General features: G+C 31.1%; 21 protein-coding genes and 1 pseudogene. All 22 read right to left on the minus strand.

What is annotated here, in order from left to right; translation table 11 throughout:
• Window position 1: 1 nt before the first annotated feature.
• Entirely contained in the window at window positions 2–913 is a 912-nt protein-coding gene (locus ACYQ39_RS05590; RefSeq protein WP_459841013.1) for a carbohydrate ABC transporter permease, read from the minus strand.
• 66 nt (window positions 914–979) lie between these two features.
• Window positions 980–2,284: an ABC transporter substrate-binding protein gene (locus ACYQ39_RS05595; RefSeq protein WP_459841015.1), complete on the minus strand. Its 1,305-nt coding sequence runs from the start codon at window positions 2,282–2,284 to the stop codon at window positions 980–982.
• A gap of 196 nt (window positions 2,285–2,480) precedes the next feature.
• Window positions 2,481–3,527: a LacI family DNA-binding transcriptional regulator gene (locus ACYQ39_RS05600; RefSeq protein WP_459841017.1), complete on the minus strand. Its 1,047-nt coding sequence runs from the start codon at window positions 3,525–3,527 to the stop codon at window positions 2,481–2,483.
• 843 nt (window positions 3,528–4,370) lie between these two features.
• Entirely contained in the window at window positions 4,371–5,444 is a 1,074-nt protein-coding gene (locus tag ACYQ39_RS05605; RefSeq protein ID WP_459841019.1) for a PTS fructose transporter subunit EIIC, read from the minus strand.
• Between the two features lie 87 nt (window positions 5,445–5,531).
• Window positions 5,532–6,581, minus strand: coding sequence for a type I phosphomannose isomerase catalytic subunit (locus ACYQ39_RS05610; protein ID WP_459841021.1), 1,050 nt, complete (start codon window positions 6,579–6,581; stop codon window positions 5,532–5,534).
• A gap of 79 nt (window positions 6,582–6,660) precedes the next feature.
• Window positions 6,661–7,704, minus strand: a pseudogene (locus ACYQ39_RS05615) (PTS fructose transporter subunit EIIC); the annotation flags it as partial.
• A 169-nt stretch (window positions 7,705–7,873) separates the two neighbouring features.
• Window positions 7,874–8,185, minus strand: coding sequence for a PTS fructose-like transporter subunit IIB (locus ACYQ39_RS05620; protein WP_459841023.1), 312 nt, complete (start codon window positions 8,183–8,185; stop codon window positions 7,874–7,876).
• A 24-nt stretch (window positions 8,186–8,209) separates the two neighbouring features.
• Window positions 8,210–8,662: a PTS sugar transporter subunit IIA gene (locus tag ACYQ39_RS05625; protein ID WP_459841025.1), complete on the minus strand. Its 453-nt coding sequence runs from the start codon at window positions 8,660–8,662 to the stop codon at window positions 8,210–8,212.
• A complete protein-coding gene (locus tag ACYQ39_RS05630) occupies window positions 8,655–10,025 on the minus strand; it encodes a BglG family transcription antiterminator (RefSeq protein WP_459841027.1) in 1,371 nt (456 codons plus the stop codon). Before ACYQ39_RS05630 ends, ACYQ39_RS05625 begins: the two co-directional genes overlap by 8 nt.
• 104 nt (window positions 10,026–10,129) lie before the next feature.
• Entirely contained in the window at window positions 10,130–10,675 is a 546-nt protein-coding gene (locus ACYQ39_RS05635; RefSeq protein WP_459841029.1) for a BglG family transcription antiterminator, read from the minus strand.
• Between the two features lie 259 nt (window positions 10,676–10,934).
• Entirely contained in the window at window positions 10,935–11,180 is a 246-nt protein-coding gene (locus ACYQ39_RS05640) for a hypothetical protein (RefSeq protein WP_459841031.1), read from the minus strand.
• 165 nt (window positions 11,181–11,345) lie between these two features.
• Window positions 11,346–11,546 carry a hypothetical protein gene (locus ACYQ39_RS05645; protein WP_459841032.1) on the minus strand — a complete coding sequence of 67 codons (201 nt, stop codon included), beginning with the start codon at window positions 11,544–11,546 and terminating at the stop codon, window positions 11,346–11,348.
• Between the two features lie 40 nt (window positions 11,547–11,586).
• Window positions 11,587–13,164: a DNA cytosine methyltransferase gene (locus ACYQ39_RS05650; protein WP_459841034.1), complete on the minus strand. Its 1,578-nt coding sequence runs from the start codon at window positions 13,162–13,164 to the stop codon at window positions 11,587–11,589.
• Between the two features lie 258 nt (window positions 13,165–13,422).
• Window positions 13,423–14,454, minus strand: a complete 1,032-nt coding sequence (locus ACYQ39_RS05655; RefSeq protein WP_459841036.1) for a radical SAM protein — start codon at window positions 14,452–14,454, stop codon at window positions 13,423–13,425.
• A gap of 70 nt (window positions 14,455–14,524) precedes the next feature.
• Entirely contained in the window at window positions 14,525–16,261 is a 1,737-nt protein-coding gene (locus ACYQ39_RS05660) for a restriction endonuclease FokI C-terminal domain-containing protein (protein WP_459841038.1), read from the minus strand.
• 150 nt (window positions 16,262–16,411) lie between these two features.
• Entirely contained in the window at window positions 16,412–16,621 is a 210-nt protein-coding gene (locus ACYQ39_RS05665) for a DUF3006 domain-containing protein (protein ID WP_459841040.1), read from the minus strand.
• A 36-nt stretch (window positions 16,622–16,657) separates the two neighbouring features.
• Window positions 16,658–17,011 carry a hypothetical protein gene (locus tag ACYQ39_RS05670; protein WP_459841042.1) on the minus strand — a complete coding sequence of 118 codons (354 nt, stop codon included), beginning with the start codon at window positions 17,009–17,011 and terminating at the stop codon, window positions 16,658–16,660.
• A 12-nt stretch (window positions 17,012–17,023) separates the two neighbouring features.
• Window positions 17,024–17,533 (minus strand): glycoside hydrolase family 108 protein, encoded by a 510-nt coding sequence (locus ACYQ39_RS05675; RefSeq protein WP_459841044.1) that lies wholly within the window; start codon window positions 17,531–17,533, stop codon window positions 17,024–17,026.
• Window position 17,534: 1 nt separating this feature from the next.
• Window positions 17,535–17,948, minus strand: coding sequence for a phage holin family protein (locus tag ACYQ39_RS05680; protein ID WP_459841046.1), 414 nt, complete (start codon window positions 17,946–17,948; stop codon window positions 17,535–17,537).
• A 556-nt stretch (window positions 17,949–18,504) separates the two neighbouring features.
• Window positions 18,505–19,497: a 4-hydroxythreonine-4-phosphate dehydrogenase PdxA gene (gene pdxA, locus ACYQ39_RS05685; protein WP_459841048.1), complete on the minus strand. Its 993-nt coding sequence runs from the start codon at window positions 19,495–19,497 to the stop codon at window positions 18,505–18,507.
• A gap of 2 nt (window positions 19,498–19,499) precedes the next feature.
• A complete protein-coding gene (locus tag ACYQ39_RS05690; protein WP_459841050.1) occupies window positions 19,500–20,792 on the minus strand; it encodes a four-carbon acid sugar kinase family protein in 1,293 nt (430 codons plus the stop codon).
• A gap of 13 nt (window positions 20,793–20,805) precedes the next feature.
• Window positions 20,806–21,771, minus strand: coding sequence for a 2-keto-3-deoxygluconate permease (locus ACYQ39_RS05695; protein ID WP_459841052.1), 966 nt, complete (start codon window positions 21,769–21,771; stop codon window positions 20,806–20,808).
• Window positions 21,772–21,800 lie beyond the last annotated feature (29 nt).

Below are 21,800 nucleotides of genomic sequence, written 5' to 3' on the forward strand. Positions count from 1 at the left end.
CTTAATTACTTTTCCGCTGGTGCTGTATATATATATAGCTAAATATAAAAGTTACAAAAGTTAAAGCATATCCAATTGCTGAAGCATAACCAAGATTGGCTTTAGAAAAAGCTTGCTTATAAAGCCAAGTAGTCACTACTTCACTAGCGTGATTTGGTCCACCGGCTGTCATAACCCAAACTAAATCAAATACTTTCAAACCATTAATCATCGTAGTCACAACTACAATTGTAAATATTGAACGTAATTGTGGCACAGTCACAAACATAAATTTCTGCCAAACATTAGCTCCATCAATTTCAGCTGCTTCATATAAATCCATGTCTATTGATTGAATTCCGGCACAAAAGATCAATGCATTCCAACCAATCCATTTCCACATATTAGTAACAATAATTGCTGGCATAACAGTATTCTTATTTCCTAACCACTGAATGCTAGTATTTAATAAATTATTAATTGCTCCATTATGAGGATGAAACATCCAAGAGAAAATTAAAGCTACTATCGAATTAGCAATTAACGCTGGAAACACATAAGAAGTTCTAAAAAAAGTTCTTCCTTTAGAAAATTTAATTTTCTCAATTAATACTGCTGTTCCTAAAGCCAAAAATGTCTGTAAAATTACAGTAAATATAACAAAATAACCAGTATTAAATATTGCTTTATGCAAAATCTCATCCTGAAATAATTGCATATAATTCTGTAAACCTACAAAATCCATATTAGGAGAGAAACCATCCCATTCAAAAAAACTTAGCCGTAAAGAATAAAAAACAGGATATAAACTCACTAACCCAAATATAGCTAAAGCAGGAAAAAGAAACTTATAAGCAGTTATTTCTTCGGCTTTAATATTTAAGAAATTAATTCTTTCTAAAAAATGTTTTTGTTTTGTTTGTGGTTGATTCATCTTATCTAGACCTCCTTAAATATATATCGGCTCTAGCTAACTGCTAGAAACCGATATATGATTTTATTATTCCCTTGCTGCTTCTACTTTTTGTAATGCTTCTTTAGCACTTATATCCCCAGCAATAAAAGATTGAATTTGATTAGCAAGCACATTAGATAATTCACCACTATATAAAGTTCGTGGACAAATATCTCCTTGATAATTATTGAACATTTGTAATAACTTGCTATTAGCTACATCTGTTGTATTTGCATCAGGATTAGCACTAGTTAGTTGGGTAGTTTGTGCAAATATTTTCTGCTGCTTCGTCTTAGTATAGAAGTCTAAGAATTTAATCGCCCATTCAGGATGTTCAGTTCTTTTATTAACTGCATAATTCATACCTACGCCACCTGGTGACACATGCTCTAAATTTCCTTCCATTACAGGAAACTGAATTAAACCTAGTTTAGCTAAAAATTCTTCTGGTGCATTTTTCTGAATATTCGGAATAGCCCAAGTTCCACTGAAATACATAGCTGCTTTGCTTTGGAATAATAACTGAATTGCATCCCAATCTCCCATAGAATTAATTCCTTCAGCAAATACTTTATTATCTTTAAGTTCTTTAATTGCTTTTAGTGCTTTAATAAATTGCTCATCAGTAAATTTAACCTTTCCTCTATCAGCTTGTTGCAATAAGTTAGTACCAAATTGTCCTACAAACTGATAAAAATAATCTTTTCCAGTCCATTTCCATTTATTCCCCCAAGTAATAGGGATAATCCCATTATTCCTCAATTCTTTACTAACTGTGATTAATTCTTCAAAAGTTGTAGGAGATTCTAAATTATACTTATTAAAAATCTTTTTATTGTAATATAGATTCACATTATTTACTGTCACAGGAACACTATATATCTTATCATTGAAAGTAAGTTGCTTAATTGCTGAACTATAAAACCTATCATTCCAATCTCTGTCTTGATATACTTCAGTTAAATCCATAACCCGATCTGCCTTTATATACTTTAAGATTCCTTTAGCTGCTGAAGAAGGTTCAGCACCAAATATATCCGGACCATCTCCACCAATGAAAGAAGTCTTTAAATTTTGTACATAAGGCCCTGATTCGTAAATCTGCCATTCAATTTTTACATTTGGATATTTTTCTTCAAAAGCTTTAATTACTTTTTCAATACCATCTCGCTGCATTCCATACCAACTCCACAGCTTTAATTTTACTTCTTCATCTTTAGATTTGTTATTATTCTTAGCATTTTTATTACTAGTTTCACTTTGACTTCCACCACAACCAGTAGCAATAATTGTAACTCCTACTAATAAAACAAAGATTAGCATTATTGAAATAGACTTTTTAGAAAACATTAAAACTCCCCCTTTTTGATAAATATTAGATAATTAAACAAACATAAGGAGTTTAAATTATAAAGTTATATACTTATATTCCTTATATAAGACTCAACTAATTAATAATTAAATTGGAAATTATAAAAGAAAGGATTATAAACTTATAGGGGTTATCTTCTTATAGATAAAAGTGGTAAGAAAAAGGTTATAATTATTATTTAATAACATCTGTAGAATTTCTTATAATTACCTCTACAGATATTACTATTTTAATTGGCTTAGGTGCTATCCCATCAATCAAATCAATTAATCTTTTTCCTGCTTCTATTCCCATCTCTCTTTTAAAAACTCGAACAGTAGTTAAAGCAGGCATTACATGCTGTGCCATTTCAATATCATCAAATCCTGCAACAGAAATATCCTCTGGTACAGAATAGTTTAACTCTTGACATGCTTTTAAAAAACCAATAGCTAACTTATCATTGGCAGCAAAAATAGCTGTTGGACTATCTTCTATACTAGTTAATAATTCTTTAGCAACTTGATAACCATCACTAATTTCAAAACTAGGAGAACAAAATCTAACTAAATCTTCATCAACTTTTATTTTAGCCTCTTGTAAGGCTTGTTGATATCCTAAATATCTTTCCTTTAGGGAAATATGACTTGTTGGCCCGCCAATAAAAGCAATATCTTTATGACCTAATTTAATTAAATGATTAACAACTTTTCTTGCTCCAGTAATATTATCATTTAATACACAATTAATATTTTCAGTCCATAAATCATTATCAATTAATACTACTGGTATATCACTTTCTTCAATTTTCATAATTATTTCTTGGTCTATTTCATAGCCTGTTAAAATTAGACCACCAGTCTTCTTATCATTAATTAAATCATCAATAGTCTCTAAATCTTGTTCTATTTTACCTGTTATGGTTTTAAATAATAATTGATAATTACTATCTCTTAAGCTCTGTTCTATTCCTCCCATTACTTGACTGTAAAAAGGATTATTAACTATATAATTATTTAATTGGTTGTTGAAAATAATTACTATATTTTTGGCTTTATCATTTTGAGAAAGTTTGTTTTGATACTGATAACCTAATTTATTAGCTACCTTCAAGACACTTTCTCTTGTTTCAGAAGAAATTCTTCCCTTATTATTAAAAACCCTAGATACAGTAGAAGGAGAGACATCTGCTTTTTCAGCTACATCTTGTATTGTTATTTTCATTTTTGCCCTCCTTTGCATTTATTTTTCATCATTTTGCGCAAAATAACTATTTTTATATTACTTATATATGTCATTTAACTTTCTTCTTGTTTTAAAGTATAACAAGAAATGAACTATTGCGCAAGTATTTTCTTTATTTTTCCGAAATAATTTTATTTTATTACATTAAAATTGCACTCCTTGTTATTTTTAAATTATTTAAATTAGTAATCGTTACCTACACAACAACTATTACAATAAACATTATATGAAAATAAAATTAAGCAACTATGAGAGCATAATTTCCTAAAATTACAGCAGAGCCTGTCACAATTGAGTTACTGTTGAAATAAAAAAGGAGGGCTACTGATCCCTGCCAATTTTTAGCAGGTTGTAGCTCTCCTTTGGAAATGCAATGGGAAGCATCGGATATTTTAACTATTGGATTTTATAATAATATATCTGTTGTTGGACCATATAGTCTATTTTTTTGCTTATATTATCTTTTGATATAATTAAAACCTTCTTTTTAAAAATAAATTAAAAACCTGTAATCTGGCTAACTTCTTCTAAAGAATAACCTTTATTTTTTAATTCAAATTTTAATTTATCTATTTTTTTATATAAAATTTTATGAATTTGCAATCTCTATTTATTTTATATTCCCCTAATACTACTGATAATAATACTGTTTCACCTGTATTTAAATTGATGCTCCCATCTTGATCTTGATACATCATTTCACCTTTACCTTCTAACCCCATTAAAACATAAAAGCATTCACATCATTTCTATAATATTATTCAATTTCAATTCTATATAAAACAAATAACCTCCTAGGGCCAATAACCCCAAGAGGTCAAAATATTATTCCTTATCAAATTAACTCATATCAAATTCTAAATCTAGCTCTTCCTCTTCTACTTTTTCTTCAACTACTTCTTCTTCAACCTCTGATTTTAAAGCATTTACCATTAGAGCAGTAATTCCTACACCAACAGCAATTGCTACAATAAACATTAATCTATTATCTATTACTGGTAATACGATTAAACCTCCATGAGGAGCATGATCTCCTACTCCACTTAACATAGCTATTACTGAACCTACAGCAGAACCTGTGACAATGGAAGGAATAACTTTAATTGGATCAGCTGCTGCAAAAGGAATTGCTCCTTCAGTAATTCCTATCAACCCCATAAAGAAGGCTCCTTTACCTGCTTGTCTTTCTTGCTCAGTATATTTTTTAGGAGCTAATGTAGTTGCTAAAGCCATACCTAATGGGGGAATAGCAATTGCTGCTGCAATAGGACCCATTACTGTATAGACACCTTGTTCAATTAATCCTGTCCCAAATAAGAAGGCTGTTTTATTTATTGGCCCGCCCATATCAAAAGCAATCATAGCTCCTAATATAATTCCAAATATCACTTGGCTTCCGTCACTCATAGCTTGTAACCAACCTTTAAGTCCAGCCATAAAGTTACTAATAGGAAGACCAATTACATACTGCATCAGACTCCCAACAATAATTGTAGATAATAGCGGAATCACAAAAATAGGCATTACAGGTTTTAAAATTTCTGGCACAGACCAATTTTTAATCCAATTTGCAACATAACCAGCAATAATACCAGCAACAATTCCACCTAAAAATCCTGCTCCAATTTCTCCAGCTAAATAACCTCCAATCATACCTGGTACTAATCCAGGACGATCAGCAATTGAATAAGCAATATAACCTGCTAAAACTGGAACCATCATTGTAAATCCTGCTACACCTAAATCCAATAAGTTTTTAAGAGCTGGATTAGTTACATCGGCTCCTGTTCCAGCTTTTACACCACTTAACATAATAGAGAAAGCAATTAATACTCCACCAGCAACTACAAAAGGAATCATATGGCTTACTCCAGTCATTAAATGTCCTCTCATCTCTTTTAACTTTTTCTTCATCAAATCCCCCCTAATTTCATGAGTTTTAATTATCTTGCTTATAATCTGATTTGAATACTTACTAGTTCTATATAATAAATTAAATTTCTAGTTTATCCCTTTAATTCGATTAACTTCCGATTTAGAATATCCTTCAGCTCTTAACTCAGCTTTTAATTCATTTAAATCCTTAATATAAGATCTAATCAACTTGCAATCTCCCTCAAATTTATAATCTCCTAGAGAAGCTGGTAATAATACAGTTTCTCCTGCTTCTAAACTAATCTTCCCGTCTTGATAAGTCAAAGTAGCTACTCCTTCAAGTCCCATTAATACATAAAATCTGCTACCATCTGTCTTAGCAGTATATTGCTTATCAATATCTAGAGTCTCTGTAATAAAATAAGGACAAGCAACTAAAATTTCCCTTGTTAGACCTTGACCTTCAACTTCCAAGCCTGTTACCTTAGTTTGTAATTTAGCACCAAAATCAATTACATCTAAAGCAGAATCTATATGCAACTCTCTTGATTTACCATCTTGATCGGTTCTATCCCAATCATAAACTCGATAAGTAGTATCTGAATTCTGTTGTATTTCCGCTAATAAAACTCCCTCTTTAATAGTATGAACTAATCCAGTAGGAATATAAAATACATCGCCAGCTTCTACATTAACCTCATATAACTTATCCTCTAATTCTCCTCTTTCAATTGCAGTAGCAAATTCTTCTTTAGTTACTTTAGGATAGAGACCATAAACTAGCTTAGCATCTTCTTGAGCATCAATTACATACCACATTTCTGTTTTGCCTAGCTCACCATCTTCATGTTCAAAAGCATAATCATCATCAGGATGAACCTGCACTGATAACTTATCATTAACATCTAATAATTTAATCAATAAAGGAAATTTTTCATAATCTTCCCTTTGAGCATCAGTTCCTAAAATCTTTTCTCCCTCTTCTTCTATAGCTTCCATTAACTCTTTTCCTGCTAATCTACCATTACTAATTATACTACTTCCATTCTCATGAGCTGCTATCTCCCAACTCTCACCAGTAAAATCACTTGGTATCTCACGGTTAAAATTATCTGCTAAAGATGTTCCACCCCATATTTTTTCCTTATAAACTGGTTTGAATTTTAATGGATACATATTTAATCATCCTTCCTAAAATATTATTCAATTTCAATTAACTATCTAAGAAAATATCAATTCATTAACTCATATCAAATTCTAAATCTAATTCTTCTTCTGATTCTTCTAATCCATCTGATTCCTCTGTTGAATCTGCTTTTTTAAGAAGATTAACCATAAGTGCTGTAGCAAAAGCACCTAATAAAGTAGCAATTACATACTTTATTCTTCCCTCAACTACTGGAAGGACTATCCAGCCCCCCCAAGGGGCGTGATTTATAATTCCCATCATAAAAGCCGATACATTTCCAATTATTCCTCCTACTACAATGGAAGGAATAACTCTAATTGGGTCTGCTGCAGCAAATGGAATAGCTCCTTCGGTGATTCCAATTAAACCCATAATAATAGCTGCTTTTCCTGATTCTTTTTCTTCATTAGTATAATTACTAGGAGATAAAAAGGTAGCAAGTCCCATTCCAATTGGAGGCGTACAAATAGCAACTCCAACTCCTCCCATTAAATATGGATGTTCTTTTACAAGAGTTTGAGCAAACAAAGTAGCCACTTTATTTATAGGACCTCCCATATCAAAAGCAGTCATACCTCCTAAAATTGTTCCTAAAGTAACCTTTGAAGCTCCCTGCATTGAACTAAGCCATGATTGTAAAGCCTTCATCATACCTGCTATTGGTTGTCCAATAACCCAAATAACAATTCCACTAACAATGAATGTACCAAATAATGGGAAAATAAAGATAGTCTTGACCGATTGCAAATTCTTAGGTAACTTTATTTTCTTTAATAAATTAACAACATATCCAGCAATAAATCCTACAATCATAGCACCTAAAAATCCCATCTTATATTGATTAGCTAAATGAGCTCCTATCATACCTGGAGCCAAACCTGGTCTATCTGCAATAGAATAAGCAATATAACCACCTAATACTGGAATAAATAATTTAAATCCAGCTATCCCCATATCTGCTATATCTTTTAGTACTCCTGATTCTGGTACTGCCCCTTTACCTAATAACATAACAGAGAGAGATAATAATACTCCTCCAGCAACAATAAATGGAATCATATGGCTTGTTCCTGTTAAAAGATGTTTTTTCATATCCGATAATACTTTCTTCATAATTAGTCCCCCTTATATTAATAAATTTTCTGTTAAATTATATAAAAATTGAGACTCTCATCCTTTAGAAAGTATAATAGTTTTAATTCCATTACTAAAACTTCCCAAAAGGAGAAAGTCCCATGAATTATAATAAAAGACAATGTTCAAGATGTTTTTTTAACCTCTATTCTCCAAATTTTTGAATTATTTTATCTATAATTTGATCTGCATGTTTAATTGCTTTTTGAACTTCGAGTTTCAATTTAGGTTTTCCTTCAAACCTTTCTGGCTTAGAAATATTAATATCTGAAGCTATAATAACTACTGTTGCTTCTTCTACTTCTTCTTTAGTAATTTCATTTTCAATTCCAACTGATCCTTGTGTTTCTACTTTAATATTAACTCCTTTTTCCTCAGCACTTTTTTCTAATGATTCAGCTGCTAGATAAGTATGAGCTACTCCAGTAGGACAAGCTGTTACTGCAACTATTTTCATTATCATCACTCCTTATTGATTTTATTATTGAAACATTTGAGTTAAAATTTTATTAACTTCTTTTTTAGTTTGAGCATTTAATAATTGTTTTTTAAAATCATCATTTAGCAAATTACGTGATAAAGCAGATAAAATCTTTAAGTGCCCATCTGTTTTACTTTCTTCAGGGATTGCTAATAAAAATACTAACTTTACTGGTTCATCATCAATAGCTTTCCAATTAACTCCTTCTTTTAATCTAGCAAAGGCCATAGTTGGTTCTTTAACACTATTAGATTTACCATGAGGAATAGCTATTTGATTTCCAATCCCTGTACTGGACTTATCCTCTCTCGCTAATAAACTATCATAATATTGATCTAATGACTCTAACCTCCCACTTTCATTAATTAAACTTGCTAATGATTTAATAACTTCATTTTTATTCTCCCCACTTATATCCAACCGAATTAATCTTTCATTAATTAAATTATTCATCTAACTCACTCCTCTTATAAAATAATTTTCTTATATCTTCTTCAGATTTAGCTTCTTTTAATCTTTTTATTGCTTTTTGATCATCAATAATTCTGTGAAAATATTTAAAAAATAATCTAGAATCCTTATTTCGAAGAGCCAACAAGAAAACAACACTCACAGATTCACTCCCCCATTTAATTGGACTTTCTAAAGTAGCTATTGCTATTTTAGAATTTAACACATATTCTTCTTTTCCATGGGGAATAGCTACTTGCTTACCTACTCCAGTAGAAGTTACCTTTTCTCTATCTAAAGCTGATTTAATGAATTCTTGGTTAATACTATTCTTATCTAATAACTGCTGGCTTAAAAACTTAATAATTTCTTCTTTACTCTTAATATCTAAATTAATAAAAATTAAATCTGACTCCAATAATTGATTAATTTTATTTAGTTCCAAATCTAACTCTAACTTTTCGGTTTCTTTATCCTGCAAAATATAATCAGTCTTTTGTTTTACTAGATTTATGTCATTTTCAGTTACTAAAGGACTTACCTGAATTACTGGTATTTCTAGATCATTTAATGGAATTGTACTAATAATAACATCTATTCCTTCCAAGTTTCTATTTTTAAGCTTATGTGCTGCCATTAAATCCATAATTTCTATTCCAGATAACCTTTTAGCTAATCTACTGGCTAGTAACTGCGAAGTTCCAATTCCACTACTACACACAATAATAGCCTTTATCTTTTTATTTATCCTTTCTAAAGCTGCTCCTAAATGCAAAGCAATATACCCTATCTCCTCTTCATTAACCTTAATCCCTAAATATTTTTCAAATACTATACTGCTAGCCCATGCTGCTCCAAAAACACTAGGATAGTCCTCTTTGATTCTATTTAATAATGGATTTCTTAAACTCATCCCATACTTCAAACGATTAATAGCAGGTCTTAAATGTAACACTAATCCCACTAACAGTTGTTTATCATCTTGGAAATCCACCTCTAATACTTCAGCTGCCAAATTAATAATTTCTTTAGCTACTTTAACTATTTTAGAATCAGTATTTTCTAAAACATCAGTTACACTTTTAGTTTGAATATTTTGCTGCAATTTAGCACCTAAGATATGAAGAGATATATAACCAATTTCATCTTCAGGAATTTTTATTTTTAATTCATTCTCTAATTTAGTAACAATATATTCAGCTACTTCAAATTCTTCTTTAGTTTTTAATTTATCTAATTGTTCTTGTTCCATTTTTATGTCTTTATTTTGTTCTAATCTTTCAATACTAATAGCTATATGAATTACTAATCCAGCAAAAGCTTCATCAGTAAATAAAAAATCTAATTCATTTTCTGCATTTTTCATAATTTTCTCAATTTTGCGAAAGTTTATATCTCCAAACAATGATTTTAACTGTTGATAAGTTTTAGCATCAATCCTACTGTCTGGTTTTAAAGTAGTCTCTTCTTCTAATATTTTTTTAGTTCTTGGTCTCCTTTAAGCTCAGCTAATAAATCTGCTACTGCTTTACGCCAATTTTTTTCATCTCCTCTAACTTCAATCCCACAATTTCTTTTTCTTTCCAAAATTAAGTCATAGTTAGACAACCATGTCTCAACTTTTTTTAAATCCTTATAGATAGTAGATCGACTTACATACAATTCTTCAGCTAATAGTTTCATAGTATATTGTTTATCAGTTTCTAATAAACACTTTAGAATATACTTCTGTCTTCTAGGGGGAGATAGAGGATCATTATTTTTTTGTGCTTTAAATAATTGCCTTTCTAATTCTGCTTTTTGAACGCTATCAGCTTCTATCCAAACTCCTACTCTTGGTTTCTTTATCAAATTAATATTTCTTAACTTTAACCACTCTTCAAGTTTTTTTAAATCACTCCTAACTGTCCGAGCAGAAACATCAAACTCTTTAGCTAATTTTTTAATGATTATAGGTTTTTCATTACTCAACAAAATTCTTAATATTTTTCCGCTTCTTTTATTAGGTAAGTTCATTATCTATACCACCTTATAATTCTAAATTCAGTTATAAATTAATTGTGGAAGTTAACTAACTATCTCTCTTGACTACATGTATATAATAACATAAAATTCCTTGCAATCATAGTATCTGAACGCGACAATAGTTTCCGGTTTAATCCGGAAATGATAAAAAAGACCTCCGTGAGCCAACAATCCTAGGAGGTTTAAATAGTTACTCTTTCATTATTTCATTATAATAACCTACTAGTGATAAAAGAACATTCCATTAAATCTATTTAGAATTTTTTCTCCCGCTATATGTAAATTCATCTTGATTCATATTTACATAATTTGTCCCTCGCCCAGTTTTTATCTTACCTATTATATTAGCACAATTTTGACATATTAATTTATCATTTTTAATCTTACCATAAATTCTTGTTATCTTTTCTTCCCAACATCTTAACACTCTACCTTTTCCTATTTTTTTATACTTCAAAACTTTATCTTTGCATCTAGCACATTTGATTGTTAACATTCTATCCCTCCACTCACTAATAACTGTTCAGTAACAACAGGATTTTTCCTTTCTCCTAGTAAAAATAGAAAAATCCGAGCTGGAAGTTAGCCTAGAGAATTATACTTTACATAGCCAAAAATAAAACCTCTTCCTTTAAAGGAAGAGGTTTTAATACCATATTAATTATTCTTTATCTAACAAATCAATTAACCACTTATTAAGATCTGCTTCAAATTCTTCAAAACTAGGTAAGTAATCAGGATAATTCTCTGCTAATTCATAAAATTCTTCATCATCAAGCTCATCCCAATTCTCAACCACTCGTTTCATCAATCTATCAATTTCACTTAAATCTTCTTTTATCTTCTTAAATTCTTCACTCATTACTATTCCCCCTTTTAGATTAGTCCTATTTAGAGGTGATTTATATTGCTTTCTCTCTTACTACTGAAGATACTTCTTGTTCTCTTTGTTCTACTGAATAATTTGGTTCCAATTTACTTTTCAACTTATCTGCTTTTGTAGACGATATTTTATCTAAAATAGAATATATAACTTTAGCAATCTTTTTAGCTCCTAATGGTGGTACTGCATTACCTATCTGTTTACGAACATCAGATTTATTACCACTAAATTTAAATCTATCAGGAAAAGTTTGTATTCTTGCTCTTTCTCTATTAGTAAGTTGATACTTAGCTCTTTCATAATGATAACCCCATGTTCCTCCCCCACCATTAGCTATAACAGTAGTAGAAGGAACCAATGGATGTAACCGTCTATATATATTACTCATAAGTCCTTTAACGGAATATTCAGTTCCTTTTACAAACACATGATTCTCTCCTGGCGGTATATGCTCTAATCTCCTTTTAGTCTTCTTATGAGAACGTGCTTTTTTATGTGTCCCATCTAAATCTACAAAATCCTCAGCATATAAAGAGTTTTCTAATGCACCAATTTCTCTTAATACTTCTTTGTGATTTTTATAAATTTCATCCCACTTATTATCTAATTTATTTCCATCAAGATCATTTACCTTACAATAATCTTCATAAATGTTTAATGAATAGGTACTCCAAACTTCTTTCCAATATTTCTCAGCTCTTTCAGAATCAAAGTCTTTAATAGAATATTTATAGTCTTGTCCATTTTTATATTCTTTCATTATATTTTTATAATCATTTTCTAATTCATTAAGTAGCTTGCCTTCAAAAAGTTCTATTGGAGTAACTGGATAATAATCTTCTTTAGGAGGTAATAATATATCAGGTATATTATTTATTAATTCCATTATTAAATTATTATTTCTTGATTTTTTCAATAAATCTTGGCGAATACCTATTATGACCAATCGCTCACGATTTTGTGGAACTCCATATTCTGAAAAGTTAACAACATTAGAAAATAAAATCTTATAATTTTCAAAGTTGGATGGCACTTGTGGATCAGTTTCTAAATCTTTTTTAATATCTTCCCAATTTTCATTAAGATTTTGAAAATCATCTATAATTTGTTCAAAAGCTAATCCATCATTAGCTGATTTCAGTCCTTTTACATTTTCAGCTACAAACATTTGAGGTTGTAACTCAACTAATGCTCGTACATATTCAAGATATAATTTACCTCTTTTAACCTTTACACCTTTTCTTTTTTCTTTTCCCCGTAGCATTGAAAAGTCTTGACATGGAAAACCTCCTAGCATTAAATCAATATCTTCCTTATTTAAAATTTTAGAGAAATCTACTTTACGTACGTCTCCTTGATAAACTATTTTTTCGTTCAAATCTGAGTTGTTATACATTTTATCTACATCTTCATATCTTTTAGCTTCGAAATTTTCTTCATAAGTCTTAGTAGCATTTTCATTTATATCACAAGCCCAAACAATATCAAAAACATTATCATTTACTGGTTCATTCAAAGTTCCTTTTAATCTTTCAAATCCTAAATCTAATCCCCCGCATCCTGAAAAAAGTGACACAACATTATATCTTTCTCCCATTAATAGTACCCCCTGCTTACACTAAAGTTATTATTTCAACTAATTATCTTAAACCACTTACAATTATTTGATTGTAGTATATATATTATGTTTAGCTAAAAGAATAAGTAATTATTTCCCTTTGATTATATGTAGATATACTTGTAATAAACTAAACAATGATTTCAATAACTATCTAAATAAAATTATTTCCCCCATAATTACTTATACTATAAAAGAGACAAAAGACCTCCCTAAAAAAGATATACAATTATAGTTTTAACTTGCGATTTCTTTTTCTCCACCTATTTCTATAAACTTTTCAAAACTCATCTTTGAGTAAACTCCATACATCATCCAATAAAATCTAAATTCCCGTACCATATCTTTATCCCAAGCATCTGATACATAATAACTTTGTGGTTTTGTCCAATCTAAAGGAACATACCTCTGAGGGTATACTCTAACATTTAGTTTTTTTATTTCATTTGCTCTATACAATGCTTCTTCTAAATCATCTTTGAAATTAAATAAAACATAAACCATAATATTACTCTTAGCAACCCCATTATTTCTTAATATTTTTACTGCTTTTTGTATTTTACCATCCTGACTCATATCATCAAAAGCTAATCTAACCCCACGACGTTTTAGCCTTAATTTACCTATCAATTCTGCATGCTCTTTAGTTAGATATCTGCAATCAAACCCATTATCAAAACAAACTTTTTTACCTACTTCATTTAATTTATCCATTACCATTTTAAAATGTTCAAATCTACTAGTAGTTAAATTATTATCATAAACTGTGATATTAGGTTTATCAAAGTCAATATGATCTATCCAACTTTGATTTTCTTTATATTCAGGTTCTAATTCATTCACAGCACAAAAATCACAATTATTCCGACATCCTCTTGTAGTAAAAACATATGAGGTATCACTATATTTATGATCTGAAAACAGACTATAATCTGGTGGTAATAATTCTATTTTCTCCCACAGTCCAATATGAGGTTTAATCCCTGTATTTTTCTCTACATGCTCTGGCATTAAACTAGGATATATACCACCAATTTTAATCTCAGCTTTTGGATAAGACTTTTGATATTTATTTATTACTTTAATAGTTTTATTGGCTTTATAAGTAAATAATGCTGACACATATATTATCTCTGGGTCAACCTTTTGTTTAGAAAAACCCTGTTGATAAAAAACTTTATTTCCTTTTTTCTTATGATAAGTACTAATCTTCATTAATGCTAAATTAGGATACTTAATATAGACAGGATCAACTAAAAGTATATTCATATAATATCACCTCTACAAGTTCGCTTTATGGTTAATATTTACAAACATGTAGATTTTATTCTATATAATTCTATGTCCAGAGTTTTTCTAAGTCTGAATTTACAATTTCTCTATTTAATTTAAATAGTTTAGTTAACTCAGCAATGTTTTTGGGATTTTCAATTTGTAATCTTAATAAATCCATTAAAGTAGATGCAGAAATTATACTACCTGGTACACCAGTATCCTGATAAATATTATTTATATTAGTATCAGAAGTATTGGCAGTAGCTCCTGCAACAAATACAAAGAATCCAACATTTAATGATTTACCTTTATATTTTTCATCTCTAAACTTAGTAACATAATCTCTCATAGCTCGCTCATCACTTGAAACTACACTATATTCACCAGAAGTAGCTTTAGCATCAATAAGTCCTACTTGATCACTATCATACATAGCTAATACATCAGGATATCTACCCTTTTGACCTACATGCTCTGATTCAAAACCTAATTTACTAAATACTGCCTGACATAATTTCTCAAACTCTAGATTTTCATCTCCATTTTTTCCTATTTCAATAAAGTATTTAGCAAACTCATTTAAATCAGGTGAAGGACTATTTTTTACTACTTCCGCAATATCTTCTTTTGAATATTGAGTATTATCTTTTATTATTTCTATTGCCTCTAATTTAGAACTAACTACTTTAGTTTTAACAGCCTTTTCATACTCACTCTTCATAGTTCTTTCTTTAACCTTCTGACGAGAAACCACCTTACCTTTAAGACTACTTCGTTGTATGCCAGACTTTGTATTCCATCCTCTTCCATACTTATTTAAAAATCTAAGTTCTAAGAGCTTTTTCTCATCTGGATCTAAATATTGAGAATACCCCTCAAAAGGAATTAAATCTTTAGGAAAATGAGATGTATCTCCTAAAATATTTTGTAATAACTCTCTTAACTCTGGTGTTAATTCAAAATTCTTAGAATCAGAAGATATCAATTCAGCTTCAGTTAGATGAGTCTTCATCGTACTAACTACATCCCATCTGCTTTTATAAGTCGCAGTCCAACGACTATTTGGTCTATAGGTTCTTTCTAATTCAGCTTCTTTTAATAAAATATCTTCAACTTTAGAGACTGGGAGATCTGTTATATTACTTATTTCAGTCACTTCTTCAGAAATTAAATTATTACTATAATCTAAACTAATTCCTCTATGGTCAAATTCATCAAAGTAAGTCTGTAAAACTAATTCAGATTCAGAACCGCGATACTCTAAAATAGATTCTTTAATTAAATCTTTTTCTGAAGGTTCCTGAGCGAATACAATAAATCTTGCTGCTTCTTCTAAGGTTATGTAATCTATTTCATCTGTTAGTAAAAGTTCTAGTAAAAATCTATAAGGTTTTATTTTATAATCTGAAATAATCTTGGCATGTCCCTTTTGAGCATATGGACAAGGAAACTGAAAATTTAGTAATTGCTTACGTAAAATGTTTTTCTTAATTGTTCTAGGAGTCTTAGAATCTATTAACTCTTCTCCTGCTTTAGTCAACTGTACCTTATTATCAAAATCTCGATAGACAAGACCAAAAGCTTTTAAAGTAGTAAAATTACCTCTTAAACTACCTGGATTATCATCTATTTTCATTCTTTCTCTTTTTAAATCTTCTTCAACTAAAAACTGATCTATTTCTTTTTGTAATTCTTTACTCCACACTCTACCTTTTATTTTTGGTTCAATAGTTTTTAATACCTCTATAGAAACTACCAAACTTCTTTTTCCTCTAGGAACTCCCCAAAACTTTCTTGGCATAATTTAACCTCCTGATGATAATGTTATCTTCTATATATAATATTACTATAAAATATAGTTATTTCCTTTGATTCAGCTTCAGTTTTCTTAATTATAAAAATTGTAATAAAAAGACCTCCTAGGGCCAACAACCCCAGGAGGTTTAAATCACTACTCTTCTATTAAATCATCTAACATCTCTTCTATTTTCTCTCTTCTTTCTTGAGTATACTTCTTATCAGGTATAAACTTTAATTTCATCCAATCTCCTTCTTCAGTATTTTTAGGCAATTCACCTTTTGGGACAATCAACTTAAACTCCTCCTGCCCTACTATCACCACACCAAAGCCACTTACAAATCTATCAACTACTCCTCTCATAGTTATTCCTCCTTTATTCTTACGGGCCAACTACCACTACTTATACTCCAACTTTAACTCTCCATTTTCCCAAAATACTTTAGCCCTAAAATCTCTTTTAATCTTACCTTTTACTCTACTTGCGATCTTAGCTTTGGTAGTCTGATTAATCTTATAGCCTGACTTTTCTAACTGCTTAAGTAATAGACCAATTACATCATCAACTGTATTCAAAGTAGGATTATCTGGATATTCTAATAGTATGCTGTCTAAAATATCGTCTACTTCCGATAAAACAAAACTCCCCGATCTAAAATAAGCATCTAACTTTTTTTGATCCTTCTTTAATATAATCAACAAGATACTAAGCAATGGTACATTGGCTGCTATAAATTTAATCACATTTTCCATTCTATCAACTCCTTATAAGCTATAAACTCTCTTTAACCAGCCTCTAATAAACTTCTTCTGTGATTTATCACTTTCAACAATCTTAATATACTTATACCCTTGGAGAATATTAAGCAGTTTAATTAACTCTAGTTTATAACTACAATTCACTACTGCTTCTAGAATAGCAGGACCAACAATTCCATCAACTGCAATTTCATCTTTGATTAGTAAATTACAAGCTCGTTGCAAATGACAATTAGCAGTCTGCGGGCCAAGGTTAACAGCCTGATCGAACATTTCCAGAGCAATGTTACTATCATTAATCAGATTGTACTGTAAGTTGGCCCAGTAATTATCATAATACATCTGAGCTACCTCTTCTTTACTCAGCTTACTTATCTCTTCATTATAACCTAATCGTCTAGCAGTAGCTTTAGTGATCCCAAACTTAGTTGGCCCGCCTCTGTCATCTTCATCATTAGAATAGCCACCTTCATATTCTAAAACTAATTCTAAAGCTTGTTGAAAGTTTTCATCCATCTTAATTTCCCCTACCTTCCTCCTGAATTTGATTAAGAGATTTCTTTAAAACTTTAGGAATTGGAACTCCCATTTGACCTAAGTTCTCTAAAGCACTAATCCCTTCTTTGGAAATATAAAACCAGATTGCCATTGATCTGATCATTCCCCCACTACCTAAGATCTGATCAGCTAAATGAGCTACAGCAACAGTTAATAACATCCCTATTTTTTGAGCTACTCCTTTTTTACCTATTTGGCTATCAATATCTTGTAAAACATAAGCTGATAATAAACCAGTTAGATAATCTACTACTACCATTGCTAATAAAATCTCTAAGGCTCGATCATAACCACCTAACCAATAACAACATAAACCACCAACCAACCCAACAATATAATCTAGATACTCCACTACTCTTTCGGGCCAACTCACTTTAACCCTCCTCCTTACTATAAGGAATTGTCATGCTAGAAATCAGCATCACAATTCCTAACTACAACGCCCAGTTCCAGTCATTTCGAGTACTATATCTACAAACTGACTAAAGGTCAGTATCCAGTATCTATATCACTCTCCATTCCTTCCACTCGGCTAAAAGCAATCCCTCCAGCAACCACATGGTATCCCTCATTCCCTTTCCCCCAAACCCCCTAAACCCTTTCCTTCAAGTCCTATCGGACTTTTCGTACTCTAAAATCGTCACTCCCTTCCCGACAGATCGGCACGAACCAGCCGATCAATAAGGTTGCATTAATATGGGGGACAGGGAAGATTGAGGGACACGATTTGACGCGATGAGAAATGACGCATCAGTTTCTCCTCTGTCGTCAGGTTGCTTACGGGATTTACAAAAAAACAAAAAACACCCAGATAAGTTCTAGGTGTTAAGATAATTAATTATTCTATTGTTAGCGTATCATATTTTTAGTAGGAGTAACTCCCAAGATTGTTTCATTGTTGGCCCGTTATATGTGCTTTTATATTAATTTTATGCTAATTTGCAAGCTGCTTTAACTGCCTCTACCAAACTAGTATCATAAGCTTTGCCCTGCCAAGCAATATCAAAAGCTGTTCCATGGTCAACAGAAGTCCTAATAATAGGAAGACCTGTCGTAATATTTACTCCACTATCAAAACCTAATAATTTGACTGGAATATGTCCTTGGTCATGATACATAACCACTACTATATCATATTCACCATCAACTGCTCTTACAAAGACTGTATCTGGAGATATTGGTCCATCAACATTAATTCCTTTTTCTTTACTTTCTTTAACAGCTGGTTTTATCTCTTTTATTTCTTTATCCCCAAAAATACCATCTTCTCCTGCATGGGGATTGATTCCAGCTACTGCAATTTTAGGATTCCCTATCCCCATCATTTGTAATGTTTCATCTGCTAATTTAATTACTTTCTTTACTCTTTGCTTACTTATTGTTTGACAAGCTTCTTCAAGAGCCATATGAGTAGTCACATGAATTACATTTAATTTTTCTGAATATAACATCATGGCAAAATCAGTAGTTCCCGTTTGTTCTGCTAATATCTCTGTATGTCCAGGATATTTAAATCCTGCCTTATGAATTGATGCTTTATTGAGTGGAGCTGTTACAATAGCATCAATTTTATTATTAAGCGCTAAATCAATTGCCTTCTTGACATACTCCACTGCAGCCTTCCCAGCAGTCTTCTGTACTACTCCTGGTTTAAGATTCTCTAATTCAATATTATCTAAATCTAATACATTAACTATTTGCTTATCACTACTTACTGTTTCTATAGAATCTATTACATTTATTTGTAAATTATAATCTAATTTCTGATTTACAGCCTTTAGTACCGAAGCATCTCCAATAACTACATTTTCCCCTAAATCTTGTATTCTTTTCTCCCTAATAGACTTCAAAATAATTTCCGGGCCAACTCCTGCTGGGTCACCCATTGTTATACCAATTCTTATCTGCTTATTAGGTTCCAAATCTAACCCCTCCTTTTTAAATTTTCAATAATCTTTACTATTGCTTCTTCTTCTCCAAAAGCCCCAGCTTTAGTAACTATAGGTTTTTGGGGTAAATTATTCCCTTTAAAATAACCTACTGGAATCCCAGGTAAAACCTCACCTTCAATAATAGTTGCTCGGGCTCCAAGTAAAGAAGCTGATTTAACTGCGATATCTCCACCAGTAAGTAATAAACCACCTATTGATTTGTTTAAATAAATTTCACCTGCTATAGCACCTAAAAACTTAGCAATTTTTTCACTAACCTCAACACTACTTAGCCCTTGTTTAGAACCTAATTGCCTAGCTTTCTTAACTAATTTTCTATCTTTAGCTGACCTAATAATAATATCATGTCTTTGATTTAAAAATTGACTAACTAAATCCACTATTCTATTTAATTCTTCCTGATAATCATTCTGTAATACCTTCTCAATTTCTACATCTAATACTTCCAAGTTAGTTAGCTTCTCCTGAGCATAATTAATCTGCTCTCTAGTTACATCACTAACACTACCAGCAATTCCTACTACTGAACCTTGTTGATTAGTTACTTGTTTACTAACTAAATTTAAAGCAATGGGTAAGCTTTCTGCAAATCCTGCTGAACCCACTAGCAGACATTTCTGAGATATAAGCCCTAAGGTATTAGCTATTATATCTAAATCCTGATTAGTAATAGAATCAAGTACTAAAATTTTACTCCCCGATTTAATTTCTTTCTTGATTAAGTTAGCTAATTTTTTTGACCCTTTAATGACATCCTTAATATTTATAACAGCTAACTCTTTCTCTGTCTGTTCTCTAATAATATCAGCTACATAAGAATGTTTAACAGGAGTTACCGGATCTTGAGCAATTTCTGTTTTCTCAAGAGGTACACTATGTACCAGTTGGTTTCCTCCAATAGTTTCTCTACCAGCAGCTGGAAGAGCAGGAGCGACAATTGCTATCTCATATCCTCCTCCTTTCATAGCAGCCTCTATTTCTGTTCCTATATTACCCCTTAAAGTTGAATCTAACTTTTTATAGATATAATTTATTCCCATAGTTTTTAAACTTTTAGCTGCTTTAAAAACTTTATCATAAGCATCATTTTGCTTATCAGCTCTACTATCTGTATCAACAACAATTATATCTGCTTGATAATCTATCTCCTTAATACTATCTATATCTGATACAACTAATGTTTTTAACTCTTTTTTGCTAAATTGAACCCCTGTATCGTTGGCCCCTGTAAAATCATCTGCAATTATTCCTAATTCAATTGGCATACACTCCCCCCTATTATGCAGTTACACTTTCTTCCTCAATCCCTTCTTTAACTTCTTCATCATTTGCTTTCTTAGCTATATATGCTGTAATTGCTGGAGTCACAAGTGCAGTAGTTATAGTGGATGCTGCTACTTGTGGAGTTGCAATAGTTGCTAATGATTTTAATGCAGGGTCAGCAACAGCTACAGCTTGAGGAGTTGCTACTGCATTACCTGCTGTACTAGATGCAGCTGCTCCAGCTATGCCGGATCCTCCTGTAGTTTTATCAGCCATAATATTAAAGAAACCACCTATAATACTAGTCATTAAACCTAATAACACACCAGGAAGTCCTGCTTTAATTAACATACCAAAGTTAATACCTGCTCCTAAAGCAAAAGCAAAGAAAGGAATTAATACAGCCCCTCCCTTAGTTAAGAATTCTTTTAATTCCTCATCAAGATTACCTAAAATCATTCCAACAATAATTGGTAATACTACTGCTACTAAAGTCATAAATGGTATTTTGGCAATTCCGGCAGTACCTAATGCAATCATAGTTAAGAAAGGCCCGTCATTAACAGATATAAGAGCGATCGCACCTACATCTGTTTCATTCCCAAACTCTCCTGCCAAAGCAGCATATAACCCACCATTTGTATTAGTCATTGCAGCTATAACAGCTAAAGATGATAATCCAAATAAATTATCTCCCATAAATTTAGAAACTATCAATCCCATAATTACACCAACTAAAAATTTAGTTGCTGTTATAACTAAACCTTTTTTTGCAGCCTTAGGTGCTGCTTTCACACTAAGACCAGCTCCCATACAAACTAAAAATACTCCAATTAAAGGTAATGCACCATCAGCAATAGCAGTTGTAAATCCACCTATCTTTAATAATTGAGGAAAAAAAGTATTAACAAGAGCTCCAATAATCAATGGGACTACCATCATTCCACCAGGTATTTTTTCAATAGATTTCTTAATTTCCATTATAATCCCCCTCTAATCTAATGATTAAG

The sequence above is a fragment of the Halanaerocella petrolearia genome (assembly GCF_054657875.1).

Bases quoted from the DNA above. Each gene is read 5' to 3' on its own strand.
- ACYQ39_RS05690 (WP_459841050.1), bottom strand. From the start codon at position 20,792: ATGCCAATTGAATTAGGAATAATTGCAGATGATTTTACAGGGGCCAAC.
- ACYQ39_RS05660 (WP_459841038.1), bottom strand. From the start codon at position 16,261: ATGCCAAGAAAGTTTTGGGGAGTTCCTAGAGGAAAAAGAAGTTTGGTA.
- ACYQ39_RS05620 (WP_459841023.1), bottom strand. From the start codon at position 8,185: ATGAAAATAGTTGCAGTAACAGCTTGTCCTACTGGAGTAGCTCATACT.
- ACYQ39_RS05605 (WP_459841019.1), bottom strand. From the start codon at position 5,444: ATGAAGAAAAAGTTAAAAGAGATGAGAGGACATTTAATGACTGGAGTA.
- ACYQ39_RS05640 (WP_459841031.1), bottom strand. From the start codon at position 11,180: ATGTTAACAATCAAATGTGCTAGATGCAAAGATAAAGTTTTGAAGTAT.
- ACYQ39_RS05610 (WP_459841021.1), bottom strand. From the start codon at position 6,581: ATGTATCCATTAAAATTCAAACCAGTTTATAAGGAAAAAATATGGGGT.
- ACYQ39_RS05590 (WP_459841013.1), bottom strand. From the start codon at position 913: ATGAATCAACCACAAACAAAACAAAAACATTTTTTAGAAAGAATTAAT.
- ACYQ39_RS05635 (WP_459841029.1), bottom strand. From the start codon at position 10,675: ATGAACTTACCTAATAAAAGAAGCGGAAAAATATTAAGAATTTTGTTG.
- ACYQ39_RS05675 (WP_459841044.1), bottom strand. From the start codon at position 17,533: ATGGATGAAAACTTTCAACAAGCTTTAGAATTAGTTTTAGAATATGAA.
- ACYQ39_RS05655 (WP_459841036.1), bottom strand. From the start codon at position 14,454: ATGAATATACTTTTAGTTGATCCTGTCTATATTAAGTATCCTAATTTA.
- ACYQ39_RS05600 (WP_459841017.1), bottom strand. From the start codon at position 3,527: ATGCAAAGGAGGGCAAAAATGAAAATAACAATACAAGATGTAGCTGAA.
- ACYQ39_RS05625 (WP_459841025.1), bottom strand. From the start codon at position 8,662: ATGAATAATTTAATTAATGAAAGATTAATTCGGTTGGATATAAGTGGG.
- ACYQ39_RS05670 (WP_459841042.1), bottom strand. From the start codon at position 17,011: ATGGAAAATGTGATTAAATTTATAGCAGCCAATGTACCATTGCTTAGT.
- ACYQ39_RS05630 (WP_459841027.1), bottom strand. From the start codon at position 10,025: ATGAAAAATGCAGAAAATGAATTAGATTTTTTATTTACTGATGAAGCT.
- ACYQ39_RS05695 (WP_459841052.1), bottom strand. From the start codon at position 21,771: ATGGAAATTAAGAAATCTATTGAAAAAATACCTGGTGGAATGATGGTA.
- ACYQ39_RS05645 (WP_459841032.1), bottom strand. From the start codon at position 11,546: ATGAGTGAAGAATTTAAGAAGATAAAAGAAGATTTAAGTGAAATTGAT.
- ACYQ39_RS05650 (WP_459841034.1), bottom strand. From the start codon at position 13,164: ATGGGAGAAAGATATAATGTTGTGTCACTTTTTTCAGGATGCGGGGGA.
- ACYQ39_RS05665 (WP_459841040.1), bottom strand. From the start codon at position 16,621: ATGAGAGGAGTAGTTGATAGATTTGTAAGTGGCTTTGGTGTGGTGATA.
- ACYQ39_RS05595 (WP_459841015.1), bottom strand. From the start codon at position 2,284: ATGTTTTCTAAAAAGTCTATTTCAATAATGCTAATCTTTGTTTTATTA.